Origin of the sequence: Tepidanaerobacter sp. EBM-38, assembly GCA_001896545.1 — a bacterium.
In the GTDB taxonomy this organism is placed as follows: domain Bacteria; phylum Bacillota; class Thermosediminibacteria; order Thermosediminibacterales; family Tepidanaerobacteraceae; genus Tepidanaerobacter.
Map to the genome: position 1 here is coordinate 1 of MPOT01000038.1, position 22,142 is coordinate 22,142.

Annotated in this window: 20 protein-coding genes; all 20 read left to right on the forward strand. The window is 33.6% G+C overall.

Annotation, left to right across the window (positions count from 1 at the left end; all coding sequences use genetic code 11):
* Positions 1–122: 122 nt before the first annotated feature.
* A complete protein-coding gene (locus BUC45_RS04055) occupies positions 123–1,706 on the forward strand; it encodes a chemotaxis protein CheA (protein WP_296970667.1) in 1,584 nt (527 codons plus the stop codon).
* Between the two features lie 13 nt (positions 1,707–1,719).
* Entirely contained in the window at positions 1,720–2,175 is a 456-nt protein-coding gene (locus tag BUC45_RS04060) for a chemotaxis protein CheW (RefSeq protein WP_296970528.1), read from the forward strand.
* 11 nt (positions 2,176–2,186) lie between these two features.
* Positions 2,187–2,825, forward strand: a complete 639-nt coding sequence (locus BUC45_RS04065) for a chemotaxis protein CheC (protein ID WP_296970530.1) — start codon at positions 2,187–2,189, stop codon at positions 2,823–2,825.
* Positions 2,788–3,276: a chemotaxis protein CheD gene (locus tag BUC45_RS04070; RefSeq protein ID WP_296970532.1), complete on the forward strand. Its 489-nt coding sequence runs from the start codon at positions 2,788–2,790 to the stop codon at positions 3,274–3,276. Before BUC45_RS04065 ends, BUC45_RS04070 begins: the two co-directional genes overlap by 38 nt.
* Positions 3,277–3,290: 14 nt before the next feature.
* Entirely contained in the window at positions 3,291–4,031 is a 741-nt protein-coding gene (locus BUC45_RS04075; RefSeq protein ID WP_296970533.1) for a FliA/WhiG family RNA polymerase sigma factor, read from the forward strand.
* A 20-nt stretch (positions 4,032–4,051) separates the two neighbouring features.
* Complete coding sequence (locus BUC45_RS04080; RefSeq protein WP_296970536.1) at positions 4,052–5,575, forward strand: DUF342 domain-containing protein; 1,524 nt, start codon at positions 4,052–4,054, stop codon at positions 5,573–5,575.
* A gap of 9 nt (positions 5,576–5,584) precedes the next feature.
* A complete protein-coding gene (locus BUC45_RS04085; RefSeq protein ID WP_296970670.1) occupies positions 5,585–5,890 on the forward strand; it encodes a hypothetical protein in 306 nt (101 codons plus the stop codon).
* A 531-nt stretch (positions 5,891–6,421) separates the two neighbouring features.
* On the forward strand, positions 6,422–7,414 hold the full coding sequence (locus BUC45_RS04090) for an AI-2E family transporter (protein WP_296970538.1): 993 nt from the start codon (positions 6,422–6,424) through the stop codon (positions 7,412–7,414).
* Positions 7,415–7,640: 226 nt separating this feature from the next.
* On the forward strand, positions 7,641–8,342 hold the full coding sequence (gene rpsB, locus BUC45_RS04095; protein WP_296970540.1) for a 30S ribosomal protein S2: 702 nt from the start codon (positions 7,641–7,643) through the stop codon (positions 8,340–8,342).
* A gap of 66 nt (positions 8,343–8,408) precedes the next feature.
* Positions 8,409–9,026 carry a translation elongation factor Ts gene (tsf, locus tag BUC45_RS04100; RefSeq protein ID WP_296970542.1) on the forward strand — a complete coding sequence of 206 codons (618 nt, stop codon included), beginning with the start codon at positions 8,409–8,411 and terminating at the stop codon, positions 9,024–9,026.
* 97 nt (positions 9,027–9,123) lie between these two features.
* Positions 9,124–9,837, forward strand: coding sequence for a UMP kinase (pyrH, locus tag BUC45_RS04105; RefSeq protein ID WP_296970544.1), 714 nt, complete (start codon positions 9,124–9,126; stop codon positions 9,835–9,837).
* 30 nt (positions 9,838–9,867) lie between these two features.
* Positions 9,868–10,401 carry a ribosome recycling factor gene (gene frr / locus BUC45_RS04110; protein WP_366749687.1) on the forward strand — a complete coding sequence of 178 codons (534 nt, stop codon included), beginning with the start codon at positions 9,868–9,870 and terminating at the stop codon, positions 10,399–10,401.
* Positions 10,402–10,557: 156 nt separating this feature from the next.
* Positions 10,558–11,307 carry an isoprenyl transferase gene (locus BUC45_RS04115; RefSeq protein ID WP_366749689.1) on the forward strand — a complete coding sequence of 250 codons (750 nt, stop codon included), beginning with the start codon at positions 10,558–10,560 and terminating at the stop codon, positions 11,305–11,307.
* 13 nt (positions 11,308–11,320) lie between these two features.
* Positions 11,321–12,133 (forward strand): phosphatidate cytidylyltransferase, encoded by an 813-nt coding sequence (locus BUC45_RS04120; RefSeq protein WP_296970549.1) that lies wholly within the window; start codon positions 11,321–11,323, stop codon positions 12,131–12,133.
* Positions 12,130–13,209: a sporulation integral membrane protein YtvI gene (gene ytvI, locus BUC45_RS04125; protein ID WP_296970551.1), complete on the forward strand. Its 1,080-nt coding sequence runs from the start codon at positions 12,130–12,132 to the stop codon at positions 13,207–13,209. Before BUC45_RS04120 ends, ytvI begins: the two co-directional genes overlap by 4 nt.
* Before the next feature lie 11 nt (positions 13,210–13,220).
* On the forward strand, positions 13,221–14,267 hold the full coding sequence (rseP, locus tag BUC45_RS04130) for an RIP metalloprotease RseP (protein ID WP_296970553.1): 1,047 nt from the start codon (positions 13,221–13,223) through the stop codon (positions 14,265–14,267).
* Positions 14,268–14,328: 61 nt separating this feature from the next.
* Complete coding sequence (ispG, locus tag BUC45_RS04135) at positions 14,329–15,408, forward strand: flavodoxin-dependent (E)-4-hydroxy-3-methylbut-2-enyl-diphosphate synthase (RefSeq protein ID WP_296970555.1); 1,080 nt, start codon at positions 14,329–14,331, stop codon at positions 15,406–15,408.
* Positions 15,409–15,457: 49 nt separating this feature from the next.
* Positions 15,458–16,894, forward strand: a complete 1,437-nt coding sequence (gene proS / locus BUC45_RS04140; RefSeq protein ID WP_296970671.1) for a proline--tRNA ligase — start codon at positions 15,458–15,460, stop codon at positions 16,892–16,894.
* A gap of 147 nt (positions 16,895–17,041) precedes the next feature.
* Positions 17,042–17,680: a glycosyltransferase family 2 protein gene (locus tag BUC45_RS04145; RefSeq protein WP_296970557.1), complete on the forward strand. Its 639-nt coding sequence runs from the start codon at positions 17,042–17,044 to the stop codon at positions 17,678–17,680.
* Positions 17,681–17,716: 36 nt separating this feature from the next.
* A complete protein-coding gene (locus tag BUC45_RS04150) occupies positions 17,717–21,988 on the forward strand; it encodes a PolC-type DNA polymerase III (RefSeq protein WP_296970559.1) in 4,272 nt (1,423 codons plus the stop codon).
* Positions 21,989–22,142: the final 154 nt, after the last annotated feature.

The window sequence follows — 22,142 nt, forward strand, 5'->3', positions numbered from 1 at the left end:
TCTTCTGTATATTGTTTTCTTGTCATTTAAGTTAACCCCCTGCTTTTATACTATCATATACAAAGATTTTCTCCAAGTTGGTTAGGGGGCTATAGAGAACTGATGATGAGAAAAAAGGTGAGATTTTTAGTTTTAATGAATATGAAAATCGATTAGTTGTCCAAGCCTTAGAGAAAGGGCTTTATGTTTGGAAAGTAGTTGTTAGGTTAGTTGATGAATGTCTTTTGAAATCAGCTAGAGCATTTTTGGTTTTTAAGACATTAGAGACATTTGGAGAAATAATAAAAACTGAACCCATAGTCCAAGATATAGAAGATGAGAAATTCGATAATGAATTCACGTTATATTTAGTTACATCTCAAAGCAAAGATGAAATATATAAGTCATTAAGGACCATATCGGAATTAGAAAGTGTATCTGTCCAATCTGTTGAACAGGACTCAATACTTATCCAACAAACTAACCAAAACAATTACCAAATTGATGACGATAAATCGCAGAAACTAATCTCTGCTACTACAGATATACCAACAAGGACAGTAAATACTTTTAAGAAAACCGGTAAAACCTTAAGAGTAGATATTGAAAGATTAGATATTTTGATGAATCTAGTCAGCGAATTAATTATAATAAAGACTCGATTAGATGATATCAATGGCGATAAAGATTATCAAACCAAGCAGCGTGAAACAATTGAGTATCTGGAACGTATTACCTCAAATCTTCATGATGCGGTAATGAAAGCTAGAATGGTTCCAATAGAAAATGTATTCAACAGATTTCCCAGGGTTGTGCATGATCTTTCACGTGAACTTTCAAAGGAAATTGATATATTGATCGAAGGTGCTGAAACAGAACTAGATAGAACGATAATAGATGAAATTGGAGATCCTTTGATACATCTAATCCGCAATGCAGCCGATCATGGTATAGAAAGTCCACAAGAAAGAGTTAGTAAAGGCAAGCCGGAACATGGAACAATCAAATTAAAGGCATACCATGATGGAAATAATGTAGTAATTGAAGTATCCGATGACGGTAGAGGAATTGATTTAAATTCTGTGCTAAAAAAAGCTATTGAAAAAGGTTTAATTGATAAGGAACAATCCAAAAACTTAAAGGAATATGAAATAACTTCATTTTTATTCGAGCCGGGTTTTAGCACAAAAAGCTCGGTTACTGATGTTTCAGGGAGAGGAGTTGGTCTTGATGTAGTTAAAACTAAAATTGAATCTCTTGGTGGTTCAATTGAAATTAATAATAAAAAAGATATGGGGACGACATTTTTAATTAGATTGCCACTTACGCTAGCAATTATACAAGCATTAATGGTTATGGTTGGAGAAGAAAAATATGCGATTCCTCTTAGTTCTATTAAAGAAACTGTTATAGTACCTAAAAAAGAAATAAAAAAAGTTCAAAAAAGTGAAGTTACTATACTAAGAGGTGATGTTATTCCGGTTATTAGGCTTAATGAAATTTTAGATATTGAAAAAAAAGATGAAGATGATGATGAGTTAACTTTAGTAGTTGTCAAGAAGGGAGAAAAAGATGTCGGTTTGGCCGTAGACGAGTTAATAGGCCAACAAGAAATAGTAATAAAAACGCTGGGGAGCTTTTTAAAAGATATTAAATTCATCGCCGGAGCTACAATACTTGGTGATGGTGAGGTAGCTTTAATTTTAGATATAAATAAATTAGTTTAAAGGAGGAACCAAAATGTCTGAAAATATTCGTCAGTTTGTAGAATTTAAATTAGGTGATGAGGATTATGGAATAGATATTTTGCAGGTTAAGACAATTGAAAGAATGATGCCTATAACTCGAATTCCTAAGGCGCCTCAATTTGTTGAAGGAGTTATAAATCTCAGAGGAGAGATAGTACCAGTAATAGATTTAAAAAAGAGATTTGATTTACCACTAAGTGAAACTACGGACAGTACCAGAATAATAATAGTCTCAATTGATGATATAACAGTCGGTATGATTGTAGATTCAGCTACGGAAGTAATCCAATTATCTCAGGATGATATTGAACCGGCACCACCGATTACAGGCAGCATAGATGCTAATTATCTTGATGGGGTGGGAAAGATTGACGGCAGATTATTGATACTGCTTAATGTAGCAAAGCTTTTAAAACCTCAAGAAATAAGCCAATTGGCTCAAATATGAAGGTGAACTAAATGTATACTGATTTCGAGATTGATGCATTAAAAGAGATTGGGAATATTGGTGCCGGCAATGCAGCTACAGCATTGTCTACATTGCTTTCAAAGAAAATAATAATTAAAGTGCCCCAAATAAAGATTATTCCATTTGATGAAGTCTCAAAATCAGTAGGCGGACCGGAAAAGCTGGTAGTTGGAATTTTTATGCGCATTACCGGAGATATTGATGGGAATATTTTAATAATTATACCCGAAAAGGATGCATATAATCTTACTGAAACATTGCTAAGCAAGGAAAAGGATGGCGATTTAGATTTTTCAGATATGGAAAAGTCTGCATTGCTAGAATTAGGAAATATCGTTGGAAGTTCTTATGTCGTAGCTCTTTCGGATTTAACCAAACTTTCGCTAAAAGTTTCGGTTCCAAGTCTTGCATTTGATATGGCCGGAGCAATTATTAGTTTTCCACTGAGCTTATATGGATATATGGGCGATACAGCTTTTCTAATTGATACTGAGTTTACAGAAGGTTTAGATGGTACTAAGCTGCATTATTTCTTAATTCCTGATGATGAATCATTAAAGCTACTTTTAAAGGCTATTGGAGTGAATACTATTGAGCATATCGATCCGAGTGGGAATGGCGGAGTATAAAGCTGCAAAATCTCCTGCTACTTTAATAACTTTAGGTCTAGGTTCATGTGTAGGAGTCGTATTATATGACAGCTTTGCAAAAATTGGTGGGTTAGCTCATGTAATGCTTCCAGATAGTAATCTCAGCAGTAAAAAAGATTATAACCCGGGCAAATTTGCAGATACAGCCATTGATGCATTAATGCAAGAAATGTCAAAGCTTGGTGCTAACGAAAGGCATATTATTAGTAAAATAGCTGGTGGAGCACAAATGTTTCAAATAAAATCTGAAAATAATATTATGCAAATTGGAAAACGGAATGTAGAAGCTGTTAGAACTAAGTTGAGTAAAGTAAATATAAAAATAGTTGCTGAAGATGTTGAAGGCAATTATGGTAGAACTATAGAATTTTTTTGTGAAACCGGAGAGCTTACAGTAAAAACTATTGGACATGGTATTAGGATTTTATAATTTGAGGTGTAAGGATGCAAAATGAAAATACTGAGAAGCTGTGGTTAATTTATAATAACACTAAAGATAATTATGCCAAAGGACAGCTTATTGAAAAATATATCCCTCTGATTAAACATATAGTAAATCGAATGAATATAAATCTCCCACCTTACTTAGAATATGAGGATTTAATAAGTTATGGCGTCTTCGGTTTAATGCAGGCAATAGAAAGATATGACATCAAAAAGGGAATAAAATTTGAAACGTATGCTTACACCAGAATAAAGGGTTCAATAATTGATGAACTTAGAAAAACAGATATGATACCGCAGGATATTAGGAAAAAAATAAAAATGCTCCAGAATGCTTTTTCAGAAATGGAACAACTTTTAGGACATTCGGCAAATGATGACGATATTAGTAACTATCTTGGTATTACGAAAAAAGACCTTTATAAAATTTATCAAGAAATTTCGGCTGCCTATGGAGTTTTATCTTTTGATGAGTTAATTGAATATGAAGATGCCAGCCAAGCTTCTAGACAACCAGATATGCAAGCTGAAAAAGAAGAAGTTAAGGAAATTCTCGGAAATGCAATCACTCAACTTCCGCCACAAGAAAAACTAGTAATAACTCTGTATTATTATGAAGGTTTAAATTTCAAAGAAATAGCTGAAGTTTTGGAATTATCTCAAGGAAGAATTTCTCAAATTCACACCAAAGCTATCTTAAGGTTGCGGGGACATTTAAGTAGAAAAAAGGTAAGTTTGTGATAAGGGAGTGTATAAAAAAGGTGGAAGCTAATAACGATAAGAAGGCTGAGAGAATAATAAAGTGGGCGATAGAAAGGGCAAAAATTGAAGAGAGTCGAGAAAAATCGGAACAAGATATAACTTCTGCTTTAAAGTCTGACTACAGCGAAAACGAAAACATTGTTGAAGATGCAAAGTTGGAAGTTGAAATAAGTAAGAATGAGATGGATGCTACTTTATGTATAATCCCTCCAAAAGGCGGTAGGATGTTTACATTTGAAGAGATTATAGAAGAACTTACAGCAAAAAACGTAAAACACGGTGTTGATAATAATAAAATTAGGGAAATACTTGCAAAACAGTTATTCAATAAACCAATTTGTATTGCATCAGGATCACTGCCTGTCAACGGTAAAAATGGTTATATAAAATACCATTTTGATTTTAATAGGGACATAAAACCTAAGGTATTAGAAGACGGAACCGCTGATTACCATAATTTAGGTTTAGTGATTAATGTAAAAAAGGGAGAATTACTTGCAGAAATTATTCCTCCTACTCGGGGAATTCCTGGCAAAACCGTGACAGGCAAAGTCATACCTGCAAAAAATGGTAAAGAGGCTAAAATACATGCTGGTAAAAATGTGATTATTTCGAAAGATGGAGATAAGTTATTTGCAGGGATTGACGGTCAACCTGTTATAAGTAATAATAAACTGAGTGTTTTACCCATTTTAGAAATTAAGGGGGATGTTGGGCCGGCTACAGGGAATATTGATTTTTTAGGTAGTGTTGTGGTTTTGGGAAATGTAAAGACTGGATTTACTATTAAAGCCAATGGGGATGTAGAAGTTAACGGAATTGTCGAAGCAGCAGAAATCGAAACTGATGGGAATATAATAATCAAAAGAGGAGTTCAAGGGCAAGGCAAAGGTATACTTAAGACAAAGAAATCTTTTGCAGCTCGATATATCGAAAATGCAACGGTTGAGGCCGGTGAGAATATAAATATTACAGATGCTGCCATGCATAGCTGCCTTTTAGCTGGAAAGAACATAAAACTGGAAGGAAAAAAGGGATTAATTGTCGGTGGAACGGCTAGAGCCGGAGAAAAAATTATCGCAAAGACTATTGGCTCTCCTATGTCTACCTATACGGAATTGGAAGTTGGAATTGACCCGTCATTAAAAATGAATTACCAAAACATTTGCAACAAATTAAAAACAATCGAAACTGATTTACATAAAATAGGTCAAGCTCTAATTGTGTTAGAAAAATTAAAGGAAAAAGATTTGTTAACCTCAGATAAACAGGCTTTGCTTGAAAAACTTATTTTTACAAAGGAAACTCTAAAGGAACAACAGCAAGAACTAATGGGGGAAAAAGAAAGGCTTGACTTAATGATTTCTCAATCAAGTAAAGCAAGCATCTCTGCTTCCAACGTATGTTACTCAGGTGTTAATATAATAATAGGCAATGCTAGTCTTAAGGTTAGAGATAGAATCGACCATGTTACCTTTTATAACTATGAAGGCCAGATAAAATTTGGTCCTTATGAAGGTTAGGTGTTTTTGATGACAATAAGACCTGTTGACCTGCGGACGATATTACCAAAAACTACTGAAGTATCAAAAATTCAAAGCACATTAAAAGAAAATTCCGATGCACAAAATAGTATACTCGCTACGGGATTTCAAGAGCAATTACAAACTTCTAAGCAAAGAGTTAATAAACGTTCAAAAAGTGAAAATGTAAAAATTGAAAAAGACCAGAGCAAATCAAAACAAGGTAATGAGAACAAAAAACACAGTAAAAAACAAAATCACAAAAAACTTCAACAAAATAAAAAGCATATGAGTCACATAGATGTTAAAGTCTAGCCTAATAGTTGAAAGTAGTAGCTGATTGCTTATTTACAGGTGGTTATATTGCAACCGTAAATAAGACTGAAATACTCGGAATTATAGAATATGGATACATGCATTATGTAAAGATTTTCTGAAACAAGCAATTACACTTCCAGCTGAATCAGTAGTCTTTTACAAAAACGTTGTTGCTGGTGATGAATATTATAAATTGAAGAAAGGATATGGTTTAAAATAAATACGCAAAAGCGTATTTATTTGCTTTTTTTGGGAAAAATTATAAAAAGATAGATAGTATTACAGAGGTGAGGTTATTGATAGTATGTCCGTTATGTCAAAAAGGTTCCATAGGTAAGGTGGGAAACAATCAGTATTATTGTTGGGAATGTTACGTAGAGTTTTCAATTAAAGAAGATAAAATTATAATATATGAGGTTTGTGATGATGGCACCCTATTGGTCTACGATAAGGAACATAATGAGTTAACGACTGTTAGTAATTAAAAGAGGTGAAATAGCAATTAAAATCATTACAAACCGGCTTTTTTTGGTCGTATTTATTTTATTTATTTTAATTTTTGTTTTTTACAATAAGGAAAAGATAGTTACAATAATTTTACCTTTTGTTTTTGGAATTTTTATCACCTACCTTTTAAACCCTTTAGTTGAATTATTAACCCAAAAAAAAATTAATAGGACTGTAGCGGTAGTTTTAATTTACTTTATATTAATAGCATCAATAGTTATTGCTCTAATATATATAATTCCGATTTTAATTTTTGAACTTAATAATTTAATAGAAACAATACCGCTTTATACAAGTGAAAGTCAAGAAATTATAGCAAAAATCAGAAGGAATTACTTGGCATCATTACCGATTAGCTTCCAAGAAATTATAGATAGAAATATAGATAGATTACAAGAATTGCTTCTAGGTTTTTTGCAAAATGCTGTTGATGCAATAATAAGTATTTTTTCAAACTTTTTTAGTATAGTTTTAGGTCCTATTTTAGGATTCTATTTTCTAAAGGATCTGCCATACATAAAAGAGAACATAATTCTTTGTATACCAATACCGTATAAAAATTTAGCGATCGAATGGAGTGAAAAAATTAGCAAAACATTAGGCAGATACATTAGAAGCCAATTAATAGTTAGTTTAATCATAGGTTTTTTAACGACTTTTTCAATGCTAATATTGGGCATTGATTTTGCATTTGTGATTGGGGCTTTAGCCGGTATAACAAATATAATACCATATTTTGGTCCTGTAATCGGAGCATTACCTGCAATCATAATTGCGTTATTGCGCTATCCTGAAAAAATACCATGGATAATTATTTCAATGTTAGTAATTCATCAATTGGAAAGCGGTATAATCTCACCCCATATCGTTGGAGAACATGTGGGTATTTATCCTGTGACAGTAATTTTATCTCTTTTAATTGGAGGAACCTTTTTTGGCATAATAGGTCTTATTTTCGCAGTTCCTGTTGCCGCTTTGATAAAAATTACTTTACAGCAGAATAAAAAAGAATAGAAATAGTGACCTGACAAAGTTATATTTACTTTGTCAGGTAATCCAGATTAGAAATTATAATAAAGTTTATCTAAAGTTTATCGCTAAGTTATTGCACCACAATTATTTTTATGATATACTAACAAGCGGTAAAATACACACACCGATGGATTTTCAAAGTGAGGTGCCCATGTGGCTCCTTTGATGAATGAAATCGGCGGAGGTTATAAAACCAGGAGGTGAAAGAATGTCAATTATTTCAATGAAACAATTATTAGAAGCTGGCGTACATTTTGGACACCAGACAAGAAGATGGAATCCCAAGATGAAAGATTATATTTTTACTGAAAGAAATGGGATTTATATTATTGATCTTCAGAAAACTGTAAAAAAAATCGAAGAAGCATATGAATTTGTAAAAAATATTTCTGCAGAAGGCGGTAACATTCTTTTTGTCGGGACAAAAAAGCAGGCCCAGGAATCCATTCAAGAAGAAGCCCAAAGATGCGGTATGTTTTATGTTAACCAACGCTGGCTTGGCGGGATGCTTACCAACTTTAAAACTATTAGAAAAAGAATAGACAGGCTTCATGAATTAGAAAAAATGGAGGAAGACGGTCTTTTCGAAGTACTACCTAAAAAAGAGGTACTAAATTTACTGCATGAGAAGGAACGTTTAGAAAAAAATCTAGGTGGTATAAAAGATATGACAGAGCTCCCACAAGCAGTATTCATTGTCGATCCGAGGAAGGAAAGGATAGCTATTCAAGAAGCTAGGAAGCTGCAAATTCCTATTATAGCAATTGTTGATACGAATTGCGATCCTGATGAAGTAGATTATGTAATACCAGGAAACGATGACGCCATAAGGGCTGTAAAATTATTAACCGAAAAAATTGCTGATGCTGTAATTGAGGGTAGACAAGGTGAACAGATGGAAGCTGAATAAGCATATTTTAGGTAAGGGACTATACTACCCTTACCTTTTATTTCAAAAACAGGGGAGGTTTTATTTATGATCACTCCGGAACAGGTTAAGGAGTTGCGCGAGCAAACGGGCGCAGGAATAATGGATTGCAAAAAAGCCTTAGTCGAAGCAGATGGTGACATTGAAAAGGCTATTATAGTATTGCGTGAAAAAGGATTGGCTAAAGCAGCTAAGAAGCAAAACCGTTTGGCATCTGAGGGAATAATAGAATCCTACATACATGGAGATGGAAGGATAGGTGTATTAGTAGAAGTTAATTGCGAGACTGACTTTGTTGCTCGAAATGAAGAATTTCGAAGCTTTGCAAAGGATATTGCTATGCAAATAGCCGCTTCAAATCCCAGATATTTATCGCGAGATGATGTTCCTCGTGATGTGATAGAAAAAGAGAGAGAAATCCTAAAAACACAGGCTCTAAACGAAGGCAAACCTGAAAAGATTGCTGAAAAGATTGTTGATGGGCGAATTGAAAAATTTTATGAAGAAAATTGCCTTTTAGAGCAACCCTTTATAAAAGATCCTGATAAAAATATTTCTCAACTGATAATGGAGAAAATTGCTATTATCGGCGAAAATATAACTATTAGTCGTTTTGCGAGATTTGAGCGGGGCGAAGCTATAAAAGACAATAGTTCTAGCGTTTGAACAGTTAAAAAAGAGACACCATTTCCAGTGTCTCTTTTTTAAAAAGGAGGATTTTGTAATAAAATATAGAATTCATTTAGCAAAGAGAGGGCTCCGGATGCAAAAACCAGTTTATAAAAGAATCATTTTAAAAATCAGCGGTGAGGCATTAGCTGGCAACAAGGGTTTTGGTATTGATCAACAAATACTGAATTCAATAGCGGATCAAATTAGAGAAGTTCATAGTCTTGGTGTTGAGGTAGCAATAGTTGTAGGCGGTGGCAACATATGGAGAGGTAGAGATTCAAAGCAAATGGACAGAGCAACAGCAGATTATATGGGGATGCTAGCTACTGTAATTAATGCACTTGCCTTGCAAGATGTTTTAGAAAACAGAGGAGTTCAAACAAGAGTTCAAACTGCTATAGAAATGAGGGAGGTAGCAGAACCGTATATCAGAAGAAGAGCCATAAGACATCTTGAAAAAGGCCGAGTGGTTATTTTTGCTGCAGGAACCGGTAACCCATTCTTTTCAACGGATACCACTGCTGCGCTAAGGGCTGCTGAGATCGAGGCGGAAGTAATACTGTTGGCAAAAAAAGTAGATGGAGTTTACGATTCTGATCCTTTACTAAATACTGCGGCACAAAAATATGATTCTCTCGATTATATTGATGTACTAAATAAGGGCTTAGGAGTAATGGATTCAACAGCAACTTCTTTGTGCATGGATAATAATATCCCAATTATTGTTTTTGGCATAAATACGCCTGGTAACATAAAAAGAGTGATACTAGGTGAAAATATAGGCACATTAGTAAGGGGGAGTTGATTAAATTTGGACAAGAAGATTTATACTGAGATGGAAAATCAAATGAGTGAGGTATTGGTAAATCTAAAGTCGGAGTTTACCACTATTAGAACCGGTAGGGCATCTACAGCACTTCTTGATAAAATTTATGTAGATTACTACGGTTCGCCTGCTCCTGTAAATCAAGTGGCCTCTGTTAGCGTCCCGGAACCTAAAATGATTCTGATACAGCCATGGGACTTAAAAATGCTTGGGGTCATAGAGAAGGCTATTTTAAAGTCAGATCTTGGTCTTACACCAAATAACGATGGTAAGGTTATCAGACTAATTCTACCGGAACTAACCGCTGAAAGAAGACAGGAACTTGTAAAATTATCTAAGAAAAAAGCTGAAGAGGCTAAAGTATCTATTAGAAATATTCGCAGAGAATTTAATGATGTTTTAAAGAAGATGGAAAAAAACAGAGAAATTTCCGAGGATGATTTAAAGCGTTCACAGGAAGAAATTCAAAAAATAACTGATAAATACATAGATGAAGTTGAAAAGATATTAGCTAGTAAAGAAAAGGACATAATGGAAGTATAAATTCAATTATATATGATTTACTTCGTCGATTATTTTATTTTTCTTTAAAATACTAATCATAAAGATTATCCAGTCGAGGTAGTTGACTAAGGGTAAGGAATCCCCTCGGTGGAGGGGGTTCTTTTGCGTAAATTGTGTGGGAGGAATATGAGAAGAATGCCTATGGATGATTCTAAACCTGTGATAGAGAAATTAAAAATGCATAGTATGCCAAAACATATTGCTATAATAATGGATGGCAATGGACGATGGGCAGAATGTAAGGCCCTTCCTAGGATAGCCGGCCATTGGGCCGGTGCTGAAACACTTAAGAATATTGTAAGCACTTGTTCAAAATTAAAAATTCAAGTTTTAACCGTATTCGCATTTTCTTCCGAGAACTGGAAAAGACCCGCTGAAGAAGTAAATTCATTAATGAATCTTTTACTGTATTATCTAAGAAAAGAAGTTGAAGAATTACACAGAAATAATATAAAAATTATTGTAACTGGTGATTGGGAAGAATTACCTGATAGAATTGTTAAACAAATAAAAAAAAGCATAACAAAAACACAAAATAATTCCGGACTTATTTTGAATATTGCATTGAATTATGGTGCTCGTAAAGAAATATTATTGGCTTGCAAGAACATATGCAGTGATATTTTAAAAGGCGATCTGCTTATTGATAAAATCGATGAAGAACTATTTGATAAGTATTTATATACTCATGGCTTACCGGATCCGGATCTACTAATAAGACCCAGTGGAGAGCTACGAATAAGCAATTTTTTACTTTGGCAAATTGCTTATACTGAATTATGGTTTACGGAAATATTTTGGCCCGAGTTTAAGCCGGAGGATCTGTTAAAAGCTATATATGATTATCAAACACGTGAACGAAGATTTGGAGGGCTAAAAAAATAAAGCAGGTGAATTAATGCTTATAAGAACTATAAGTGCTATTATCGGCATACTAATATTAGGATATATTATAAATACGGGTGGTTGGATCTTTTATATAGGGATAACTGTACTAAACTTATGCGCTATTTATGAACTTTATAATGCCTTGAAAAAAGCGGATATACATATAAATTTTATTTTAGATTCAGTTTTTGCAGTTGTGCTATTATACTTTGTTAATTTTTCTTATAAGTTCGATTTTATTTTAGTTTATTTTTCTATAGTATTAATACTTATATTGACATTTTTATTTAGTTTAATAAATAATTTTCACAGCCGTTTAAGTGATGCTGTTTTTAGTATATTTTCGTTTATATATACCGCACTTTTATTTATGAGCATTATTTTAGCCAGGAATCTTCCTTGCGGAACTAACTTAACTTGGTGGATATTTGTTACAATTTGGGCTTGTGATACAGGGGCTTTTTTCGCCGGTCTTTTTTGGGGCAGAATACCTCTAGCGCCAAATATTAGTCCGAAAAAAACTTTAGAAGGAAGCTTAGGTGGTATTTTGTTAAGTGTAATAGTGTGTATCATTTTCAAAATATATTTTCTGCCGGAAATAAGCAATTTATATGCTGTGATATTAGGCTTTTTAATCGCATTTGCTTCTCAAGCAGGTGATTTATCGGCTTCTTTAATTAAACGGTATTGCAAGATTAAGGATTTTTCAAATATCATCCCCGGCCATGGAGGAATTCTTGACAGATTAGACAGTGCTCTTTTCTCTTTTCCTGTGGCATATATTTATATTATATTATTACTTCAAAAAGGTGGTCTTCAATGAAAATAAAAACCACTTACACCCCGATCGTTTTTCTAATCCTTGCTATAATTTTAACTTCACTTTTTATTGTGTTAGCTTTAAAACACTTATTACCATTGGTTATAGGGATAATTTTAGCCGTATTGATTGATCCGATAGTAAGTTTCGTTGAAAGAAAAACAGGCTTCGCCAGAGGTGTAATTACTGCGATAGTTCTTACTGCAATATTCTGTGGGTTAGGCTATGTTTTTTTTCTTATAATTGCACGCTTTACTTTTGAACTAGCAAGGCTTATAAATCTTATACCTTACCAGCGCGACTATTTTAACACTATTTTAGATAAAATATTTCTATTTATAAATAGCTTTTTTTCAAGGATTCCCGAAGAAATTTTGACATATGTAAAAGCTAACCTAAATCAAATATTGTCAACAATTACAGGTTCAATATCGGATTTTTATAGTTTTTTAGTTAATAAGATATGGATGGTTCCCAATTTGTTTATTAGCGGCTTTGCAATAATAGTATTTGTATTTTTGTTTACTTATTTTTTGACCAAGGACAAAGATAAAATTATAGAAGCGATAAAGAACTTATTTCCTGAGCAGCTCCAGGAGCAGGTAAAATTACTCCAGGTTGAAATTATTTTTTCTTTTTTTAGATTGATAAAAGCACAAATAATTTTAGTTATTATTTCCACAGTTATAACTGTTATTGGCTTTTATATTTTAAAAGTAGATTATGCGCTAATTTTAGGGATAATTTGCGGGCTATTGGATATAATGCCTTTGTTTGGGCCTAGTTTAATATTTATACCTTGGATTATTTATTCGATTATTGTTCATAATATAAATTTCGCTGTGGGTTTGTTGCTATTATATGTTATAATTATTGGAAGCAGACAAATTTTACAAGCTAAAGTAATCGGTCAGAATCTTGATGTAGATCCCTTGTTAACCTTAATCTCCATTTATCTAGGGATAGAAATGTTAGGCTGGAAAGGATTATTTATAGGACCTTTGGTAGTTGTCGTAGTTAGGGCTTTGATTCATTCAGGAATAATACCTCCATTGACTAAAACTACAAAGAAAGTATAAAATTACGGAAGGTGGAAATATTGCTAACCTTAGTTACTTCGATAATAGTTTTTGGCATGCTTGTTTTTTTTCATGAATTTGGCCACTTCATTTTTGCAAAATTATCTGATATAAAGGTTAATGAATTCAGTCTAGGCTTTGGACCGCAAATATTAAAACTAAAGTTAAAAGAAACTGATTATTCCATACGAATACTTCCTTTTGGCGGTTACGTAAAAATGGAGGGAGAAGATTCCGAAACTACTGATCCCAGAGCTTTTAACAACAAACCAGCATTAGTAAGAATGGGTGTTGTATTAGCGGGGCCTATGATGAACTTTCTTCTGGCTGTGCTTTTATTGGCAATTATTAGCTTTTCTTCAGGGATTGCTACAACACGCGTTACAGTCATCCCAGGAGAACCGGCTGAACAAGCTGGAATCCGCAATGGAGATCAAATATGTGCTATAAATAATGAAAAGGTTAACTCTTGGGATGAAGTAGTAGATATAATTAGTAATAAGCCGTATCAAGAAATAAACATAACAGTACTTAGAAATGGTGATTTTATTTCATATAAAGTAAATACAGCGGCAGAGCCACAGACACAGCGAGGAATTATAGGTATTAAAACCGTTGTAGTCAAACATTCTTTGAGTAAGAGTCTTGAGTTTGGAGTCGAAAAGACTTTTTGGATTTCAAAAATGATATTGGTAGGTCTATCTCAGATGATAACAGGTCAAGCAAAGGTCGATGTGGTAGGCCCGGTAGGAATGTTTCAAATAGTAGGTGAAGCAGCTAAGGTAGGCATTTTTCAGCTTTTATATATAGCAGCTTTAATAAGTATAAATTTAGGATTATTTAATCTCTTCCCCATTCCTGCCCTAGATGGCGGTAGAGGCCTTTTTCTGGTATTAGAGCTTTTGAGAGGCAAATCTCTTGATCAAGAAAAGGAAGGTTTAATACATTTTATTGGATTTGCCTTATTAATGTTTTTAATGATAATAGTTTTATTCAAAGATATAAGAGAACTAGATTTGATAAATTTAATGAAACAGTTTTGGTTAAAAATACAATAATAAAATTTCACTGAACATATATTCTAGACTCAGATTTATTTAATGATTAACTGGAGGAATTATGGTAAATAATTACGGTATAAAAGATAGACGTAAGTCTAAAAAGATTATGGTTGGTAATGTTGGTATTGGGGGAGACAGCCCTATCAGTATTCAGTCTATGACAAATACGAAGACATATGATGCAAAAAGCACCATACAACAGATATACGCTTTAGAAGAATATGGCTGTGATATTATTAGAGTGGCTGTCCCGGATCAAGAAAGTGCTGAAGCTATATCCAAGATAAAAAGGCAAATTCATATACCTTTGGTGGCAGATATCCAATTTGATTATCGTTTGGCGATTGAGTCTATTAGGCGGGGTGCCGATGCTATCAGAATAAATCCAGGAAATATCGGTGATGCCGACAGAATCAAGGAGATTGTTCGGTTAGCCAAATCTTATCAAATACCTATCAGAATAGGGGTCAATTCAGGGTCCATTGAAAAGGATTTACTTCACAAGCATGGCAAGCCTACACCTGAAGCAATGGTCGAAAGTGCATTAAGACATATTGAAATTTTAGAGAACATGAATTTTGGCAATATAATAGTTTCACTTAAGTCTTCTGATGTGCTTTCAAATATATCGGCATATAAAATGATGGCTCTGAAAGTAGATTACCCTTTACATTTAGGTATAACAGAAGCTGGAACATTACTAAACGGTACAATAAAGTCTTCAGTAGGTTTAGGGATTTTATTGTATGAAGGAATAGGTGATACAATTCGAGTATCTTTGACAGGGGAACCGTTAGATGAGGTAAAAGTAGGTATTGAAATATTAAAAAGTTTAAATTTGAGAGAATGTGGAATAAATTTGATTTCATGTCCAACTTGTGGTAGAACTGAAGTCGATTTAATCAGTATAGCCAAAGAAATTGAAGAAAAGCTTGCTTATGTGAAAAAACCGCTGAAAGTAGCAGTTATGGGGTGTATAGTAAACGGCCCGGGTGAAGCCAAAGAAGCGGATATTGGCATTGCAGGCGGTAAAAAAAGGGTTGCAATATTTAAAAAGGGTGAGATAATAAAGACTGTACCTGAAGAAGATGCTGTCTCAGAGCTTATTCGAGAAATAAATGATATTGTGAACATCTAAAATATGTTATTATATTTAAAGAGAAAGTTGAAGGAGGTAATACTTGAATATGGAAAATGACTTTGTAAAGGAAATAACACCAAAAACTGAAGATTTTTCACAGTGGTATGTTGATGTTATACTTAAAGCCGAACTGGCAGACTACTCGCCTGTTAGAGGCTGTATGGTTATAAGGCCTTATGGCTATGCCTTGTGGGAAAATATACAGCAGTTACTAGATGATCGTTTTAAAGCTACTGGTCATAAAAACGCGTATTTTCCTCTCTTCATTCCAGAATCTCTTCTTCAAAAAGAAGCCGAACATGTAGAAGGTTTTGCTCCTGAAGTGGCTTGGGTTACTCACGGAGGAAACGAAAAGCTAGCTGAACGTTTGGCGGTAAGACCTACGTCCGAAACCATAATATGTAATATGTATTCCAAATGGATAAAATCCTGGCGAGATCTGCCAGTTCTAATAAATCAATGGTGCAATGTAGTTAGATGGGAAAAAAGTACGAAGCCATTTTTACGTACTGCTGAATTTTTGTGGCAAGAGGGGCATACAGCCCATCGGACTAAAGAAGATGCTGAAGAAGAAGCTTTACGGATGCTTGAAGTATATAGAGATTTTGTAGAAACAGATTTGGCACTACCAGTAGTAACAGGTGAAAAGTCAGATAATGAAAAATTCGCCGGTGCTTCTAAGACGTATACTATTGAAGCATTGATGAGTGATGGGAGAGCTCTTCAAGCTGGAACCTCTCACAATTTAGGTCAGCATTTTGCTAAGGCTTATGATATCACTTTTTTAGATCAAGACGGCCAGCTTAAGTATGTTTGGCAGACATCATGGGGCATTACTACTCGATTAATTGGTGCCATTGTTATGGTTCATGGCGATGACCGTGGTTTAAAAATTCCTCCAACTATAGCACCTATACAAGCAGTTATTGTACCGATTTTTGGTAGACAAACTGAATTGGTATTAAATAAAACTAATGAAATTTTTACTAAACTTAAAACTGAAGTAAGGATTGAGCTTGATGATCGCGATGAATACACACCAGGATGGAAATTTAATGAATGGGAAATGAGGGGAGTTCCGGTTCGTATTGAGATAGGTCCGAAAGATATTCAAAAGCAACAGGTGGTTCTTGTGAGAAGAGATACAGGGGAGAAATTTACTGTAAGTGAACCTGAATTACTTTCCTGCTTGAAAACCCTATTAAATGAAATACAAGAAAATATGTTTGATCAAGCTAAAAGATTCATGCAGGAAAATATCAGAGAAATTGATAATTTTGATGAGTTTAAACAAGTAATAGATGCGAAAAGAGGTTTTATAAAAACCCATTGGTGCGGAAATCCAGAATGTGAAAAGTTTGTAAAGGAACAAACAGGAGCTACACTCAGGTGTATCCCATTTTCCGAACAATCAACCATAGGGCGATGCATAGTATGCGATAAAGAATCGAATATTATTGCTTATTTTGCAAAATCCTATTAAAAAATAGCGTTATAAAAAATTTCCTATTCAACTTTATAAGTAAATAAAAGTAGAAGCATTTAATTATTTTGTTAAAGCTTTTTAAAATCCCAGTTAGTAAGATAATGTTTGTTAGACAAATTAAATTGCAAAGGGTGATTTATACCTATGAAAATTGCTGTGGTAATGCCTGCGTATAATGAAGAAAAAACCATAGGTAATGTTTTAAAACCCTTGTCAAACCACAAACTAATAGACGAAATCATTGTTATAAGTGATGGCTCAAGCGATAATACTGCAAAAATAGCCAAGTCTTATAAGGCTCGCGTAATTGAGCTTGAGAAAAATCAAGGGAAAACAAATGCTGTCTTAATAGGTGTTAAAAATACGGATGCTGATATAATCCTAATGTTAGATGCAGATTTAATAGGCTTGAATGATGAACATATTACGAGCCTTTTACAGCCTATTATCGATAAAAAAGCTGATATGACTATAGGGATATTTAAATCCGGAAGAGGAGCTACAGATTTAGCCCAAAAAATCGCACCATTTCTTTCGGGTCAGAGAGCCATATCAAGATCAGTTTTTTGCAAACTTGAAAAACATAATGTAAAGGATTATGGGATTGAAATGGCGCTTACTTTAATGGCTGAGAAAGAAAAAATAAGGGTTCAGCGGGTTTATCTTCCTAATTTAACTCATGTAATGAAAGAAGAAAAAAGAGGTGCTTTTTTAGGCTTTATATCCAGAATAAAAATGTATGTGGATATAATATCTAGTGCTATAAAATTTAAATTTAATTGAGATAATTTTTTCTTTTTGATGTAGAGGGATTATAGTATGATCAACCTTAAAGATATATTTAAAGAAGAGGATTTAAAAATATTTGAAGCTGAAGAAAAAAGATTGTTAACAAATGTTATATTAGAAAATATAGTTGTTTCAAGGGAAAAAAAAGACTTAGATGTTTTTTTGCTTTCAGAATATGTTTTAACCGAACAAACATTGATTAAAATAAAAAAGATACTATTGCATCATTTGCCGTATACTAATAATGTTTTGTTTCATTGCGTCAAATTGGATAACGGAAATAAGGGTCAGATGCTAGTCGCAAAAGTATGGAAGGATCTTTTAGAATGCGTATTCACAGAAGCTCCAGCATCACAAATGTGGATGCTTAATAGCTATTGGGAATTAGATGAAAAGCATCTGAATATTTATGTCGAGCCTAGTGGATTAGAGTTTTTAAAAGAACGTAAGGTGTCCCCTATTATAGAAGATTTTTTCGTAGGTTTAGGGTATCCTTTGAAAGTTGTTTTCAAAGAAAAGACTGAAGAAAGTATAGAAGAAAATACATATGATATTTATGAAGAGGAAAAAGAAATAATAGAGTCTATCCTCAAAGAAAATGAATTTAAGGGTAATAATGGAATTGACAATGATAACTTATCTCCAAATATAATTGGAAGAATAATTTCAGGTAATTCAACTCCTATAGGTGATTATATTAATGAAACTAACGATGTTATCTTTTCTGGCGAGGTATTTAATATTGAAAAACGTGAATTAAAAAATAAGACAATAATGCTTACATTTGGCTTAACTGATTATACTGGTTCTATTTTAGTAAAAATATTTCTTTCAGGTGAACAAAAATCCTTAGAATTTAGATTTAAAGAAGGTCTTTGGTTAAAAGTTCGCGGGAAAATAGAAAAGAATAAGTACAGTCAGGAGTATGAATTAATTCCGTTTGATGTTAATATTGACAAAAAGCCTGAAAGGAAGGATACAAAACCTGAAAAAAGGGTTGAATTACACTTACATACACGATATAGTTCTATGGATGCCTTATGTTCACCGACAGAGGTTATCAAAATGGCTAAAAAATGGGGACATAAGGCAGTTGCCTTCACTGATCACGGTGTATTGCAATCTTTCCCCGAAATATATGAGGCTTCAAAAAAATTTGGCATAAAGCCTATTTATGGGGTTGAAGCATATATATTCGATGATGAGAATCCTGTTATAATATCGCCTCCTAATAAATCTATAAAGGAAGTAACCTTTGTAGTTGTTGATATAGAAACAACCGGACTCTGTTTTGATGGCGACGAAATCATAGAAATAGGTGCTATAAAGATACTTAATAATGAAATTATTGATAAGTTCAGTTCTTTTATAAAACCCCAAAGACTTATCCCGACTAATATTATAAATCTCACAGGAATAACAAATGAGATGCTAAAAAATGCCAGGCCTATTGAACAGGTTCTTCCATCCTTCATGGAGTTCTTAGGTGATGGGGTGTTTGTAGCTCATAATGCAGAATTTGATTCTGGATTCATAAGAAGGGAAGCGTCTAAGCTAGGAATTCCATTTGAAAATAACATACTGGATACTTTAGCTTTAGCCCGAATAATTTTTTCTAAGTTAAAAAACCATCGATTAGATACTTTGGCAAAAGAATTAAATATAAAAATGGGATCTCACCATAGGGCTATTGACGATGCAAAGACCGCAGCACTTATATTGCAGGAACTGCTTATAAAAGTAAATGAAGCCGGTATAGACAATATTTCTCAAATAAATGACATTTATAAATTGCAAAAGGGCGTAACAAGCCTAAGTTCTTATCATGCTACGATTCTTGTAAAAGACAAGATTGGTTTAAAAAATTTATATAAACTTGTATCTGTGGCACATTTAGATTTTTTCTATAGGCATCCCCGTATACCAAAATCTTTACTCAGAACTTATAGAAAAGGTTTATTAATTGGAAGCGGATGCCAAGCCGGTGAGCTGTTTCAGAGCTTGCTCCATTTTTGCAGCTATGAAAAAGTCAAAGAAATATCAGGGTTTTATGACTTTTTAGAGATTCAACCACTGCACAATAATGCATTTTTAATCGATGGCGGATATGCAAGTGGAATACAAAGACTCGAGGAACTGAATCGTCAAATATATGATATAGGAAAAAACTTAGGAAAACCTGTAGTGATGACAGGTGATGTGCATTTTATCAATCCTGAAGATGAAATATTCAGAAAAATTCTTTTGAATGCCCAGGGATTCCAAGATGCTGACAAAGAATCGGGACTATATTTTAAGACTACTGATGAAATGTTAAATGAATGCAAATATCTTGGAACAGAAATAGCAAATGAAGTCGTTATAAAAAATCCAAATATTATAGCTGATGAAGTAAATGATGGGATTGCACCATTTCCAGACGGACTATATCCGCCTAAAATCGCAGGTGCTGAACAAGAAATTATAGATATGACTTACCGCCAAGCCAAAAAACTTTACGGTGAAAAACTACCTCCTATTGTTGAAAAAAGAATAAAACATGAATTAGATTCTATTGTTAATAATGGCTATGCTGTAATATATCTTATAGCACATAAGCTAGTAAAAAAATCTATGGAAGACGGATATCTCGTTGGATCGCGAGGATCGGTAGGATCTTCCCTGGTTGCTACCATGTGCCAAATTACGGAAGTTAATCCATTGCCTGCTCATTATTTATGTCCGATATGTCAAACATCTTTATTTGAAGAAGATATACAAGAAATAGTGGGTCCGGATTTACCTGATAAAAATTGTCCTAAATGCGGAAACCGCATGAAAAAAGAAGGTTTCAATATCCCATTTGAAGTGTTTATGGGTTTTGAAGGAGATAAAATTCCTGATATTGACTTAAATTTTTCAGGAGAATATCAGTCAAAAGCTCACAAGTACACTGAAGAATTATTTGGAGAGCATCATGTATTTAGAGCTGGGACTGTTTCAACAGTGGCGCAAAAAACGGCTTTTGGCTTTGTCAAGGCATACTTAGAAGAAAAACGTATACAGCTACCTAATATCGAATTAACCCGCCTTTCTACAGGGATTACTGGTGTTAAACGAACGACAGGTCAACACCCCGGAGGCCTAATAATAGTTCCAAAAGATAAAGAAATCTTTGAATTTACACCAATACAACATCCCGCTGACGACAAGGGTTCGGGAGTTATTACAACTCATTTTGAATATCACTCTATTAGTGATCGACTGCTAAAACTAGATTTATTAGGTCATGATGATCCTACAGTCATCAAAATGTTAGAGGAAGAAACAGGTATAAATGTAAGAGAAGTGCCTTTAGACGATGTAGAAACCATGAAAATTTTTTCATCTCTGGCATCACTAGATTTGGATCCAAAAGTTTTGGGAACATCAGTTGGAACACTAGGGGTTCCTGAATTTGGGACTAGGTTTGTTAGGCAAATGCTCGAAGATACGCGCCCGACTTCATTCTCAGAACTGGTTAGAATAAGTGGTTTATCACATGGTACTGATGTATGGCTGAATAATGCACAAAACATTATAAAAAATAATATTGCAACATTAAAAGATGTAATTGCCACCAGAGATGATATAATGATATATTTAATAAACAAAGGGATTAATTCTAAAACAGCCTTTAACATTATGGAAGACGTAAGAAAAGGTAGATGCCTGAAACCGGAATACGAAAAACTATTGATGGAAAATAATAATATAGACTCATGGTTTATTGAATCATGCAAGAAAATTAAATACCTTTTTCCGAAGGCACATGCCGTAGCCTATGTTGTAATGGCTTTTAGAATTGCATATTTTAAAGTACATTTCCCAGAAGCCTTTTATGCTACTTATTTTACTGTTAAGGCAGACGATTTTGATGCTGAACTAATTTTACAGGGACCTAAAAAAATTAGAGAAACAATGAATGAAATTGAAAAGAAAGAAAAAGAGGCTACTGCTAAAGAAAAAAACATTTATACACTGTTAGAAGTAGCTAACGAGATGTATATGAGAGGTATTCAATTTGTTCCCATAGATTTATACAAGTCAGATGTAAAAAGATTTAAAATAACAAAAGACGGTATATTGCCGCCTTTATCAGCATTGCAAGGCTTAGGAATTACAGCAGCTCAGAACATAAAAAAGGAGAGAAACAAGGGAAGATTTACTTCAATTGATGATTTACAACAGAGGACAAAGATAACTAAAACTGTTGTCCAGATTTTAAAGCAAAATGGCGTATTAAACGGTCTTCAGGAAACTGATCAAATGAGTCTGTTTTGAGTTGCATTCAACAAGTTGCTGTGTTATAATTTAATGGGTAATAAACTGACATTATGTTTTGGGGTGAAACTTGGAGTGGGTAAATTCCCACTCTTTAATATTATAAGACTAATTCTTCATTTTATAAGAATGTTTTTCTATTACCAATGTCATT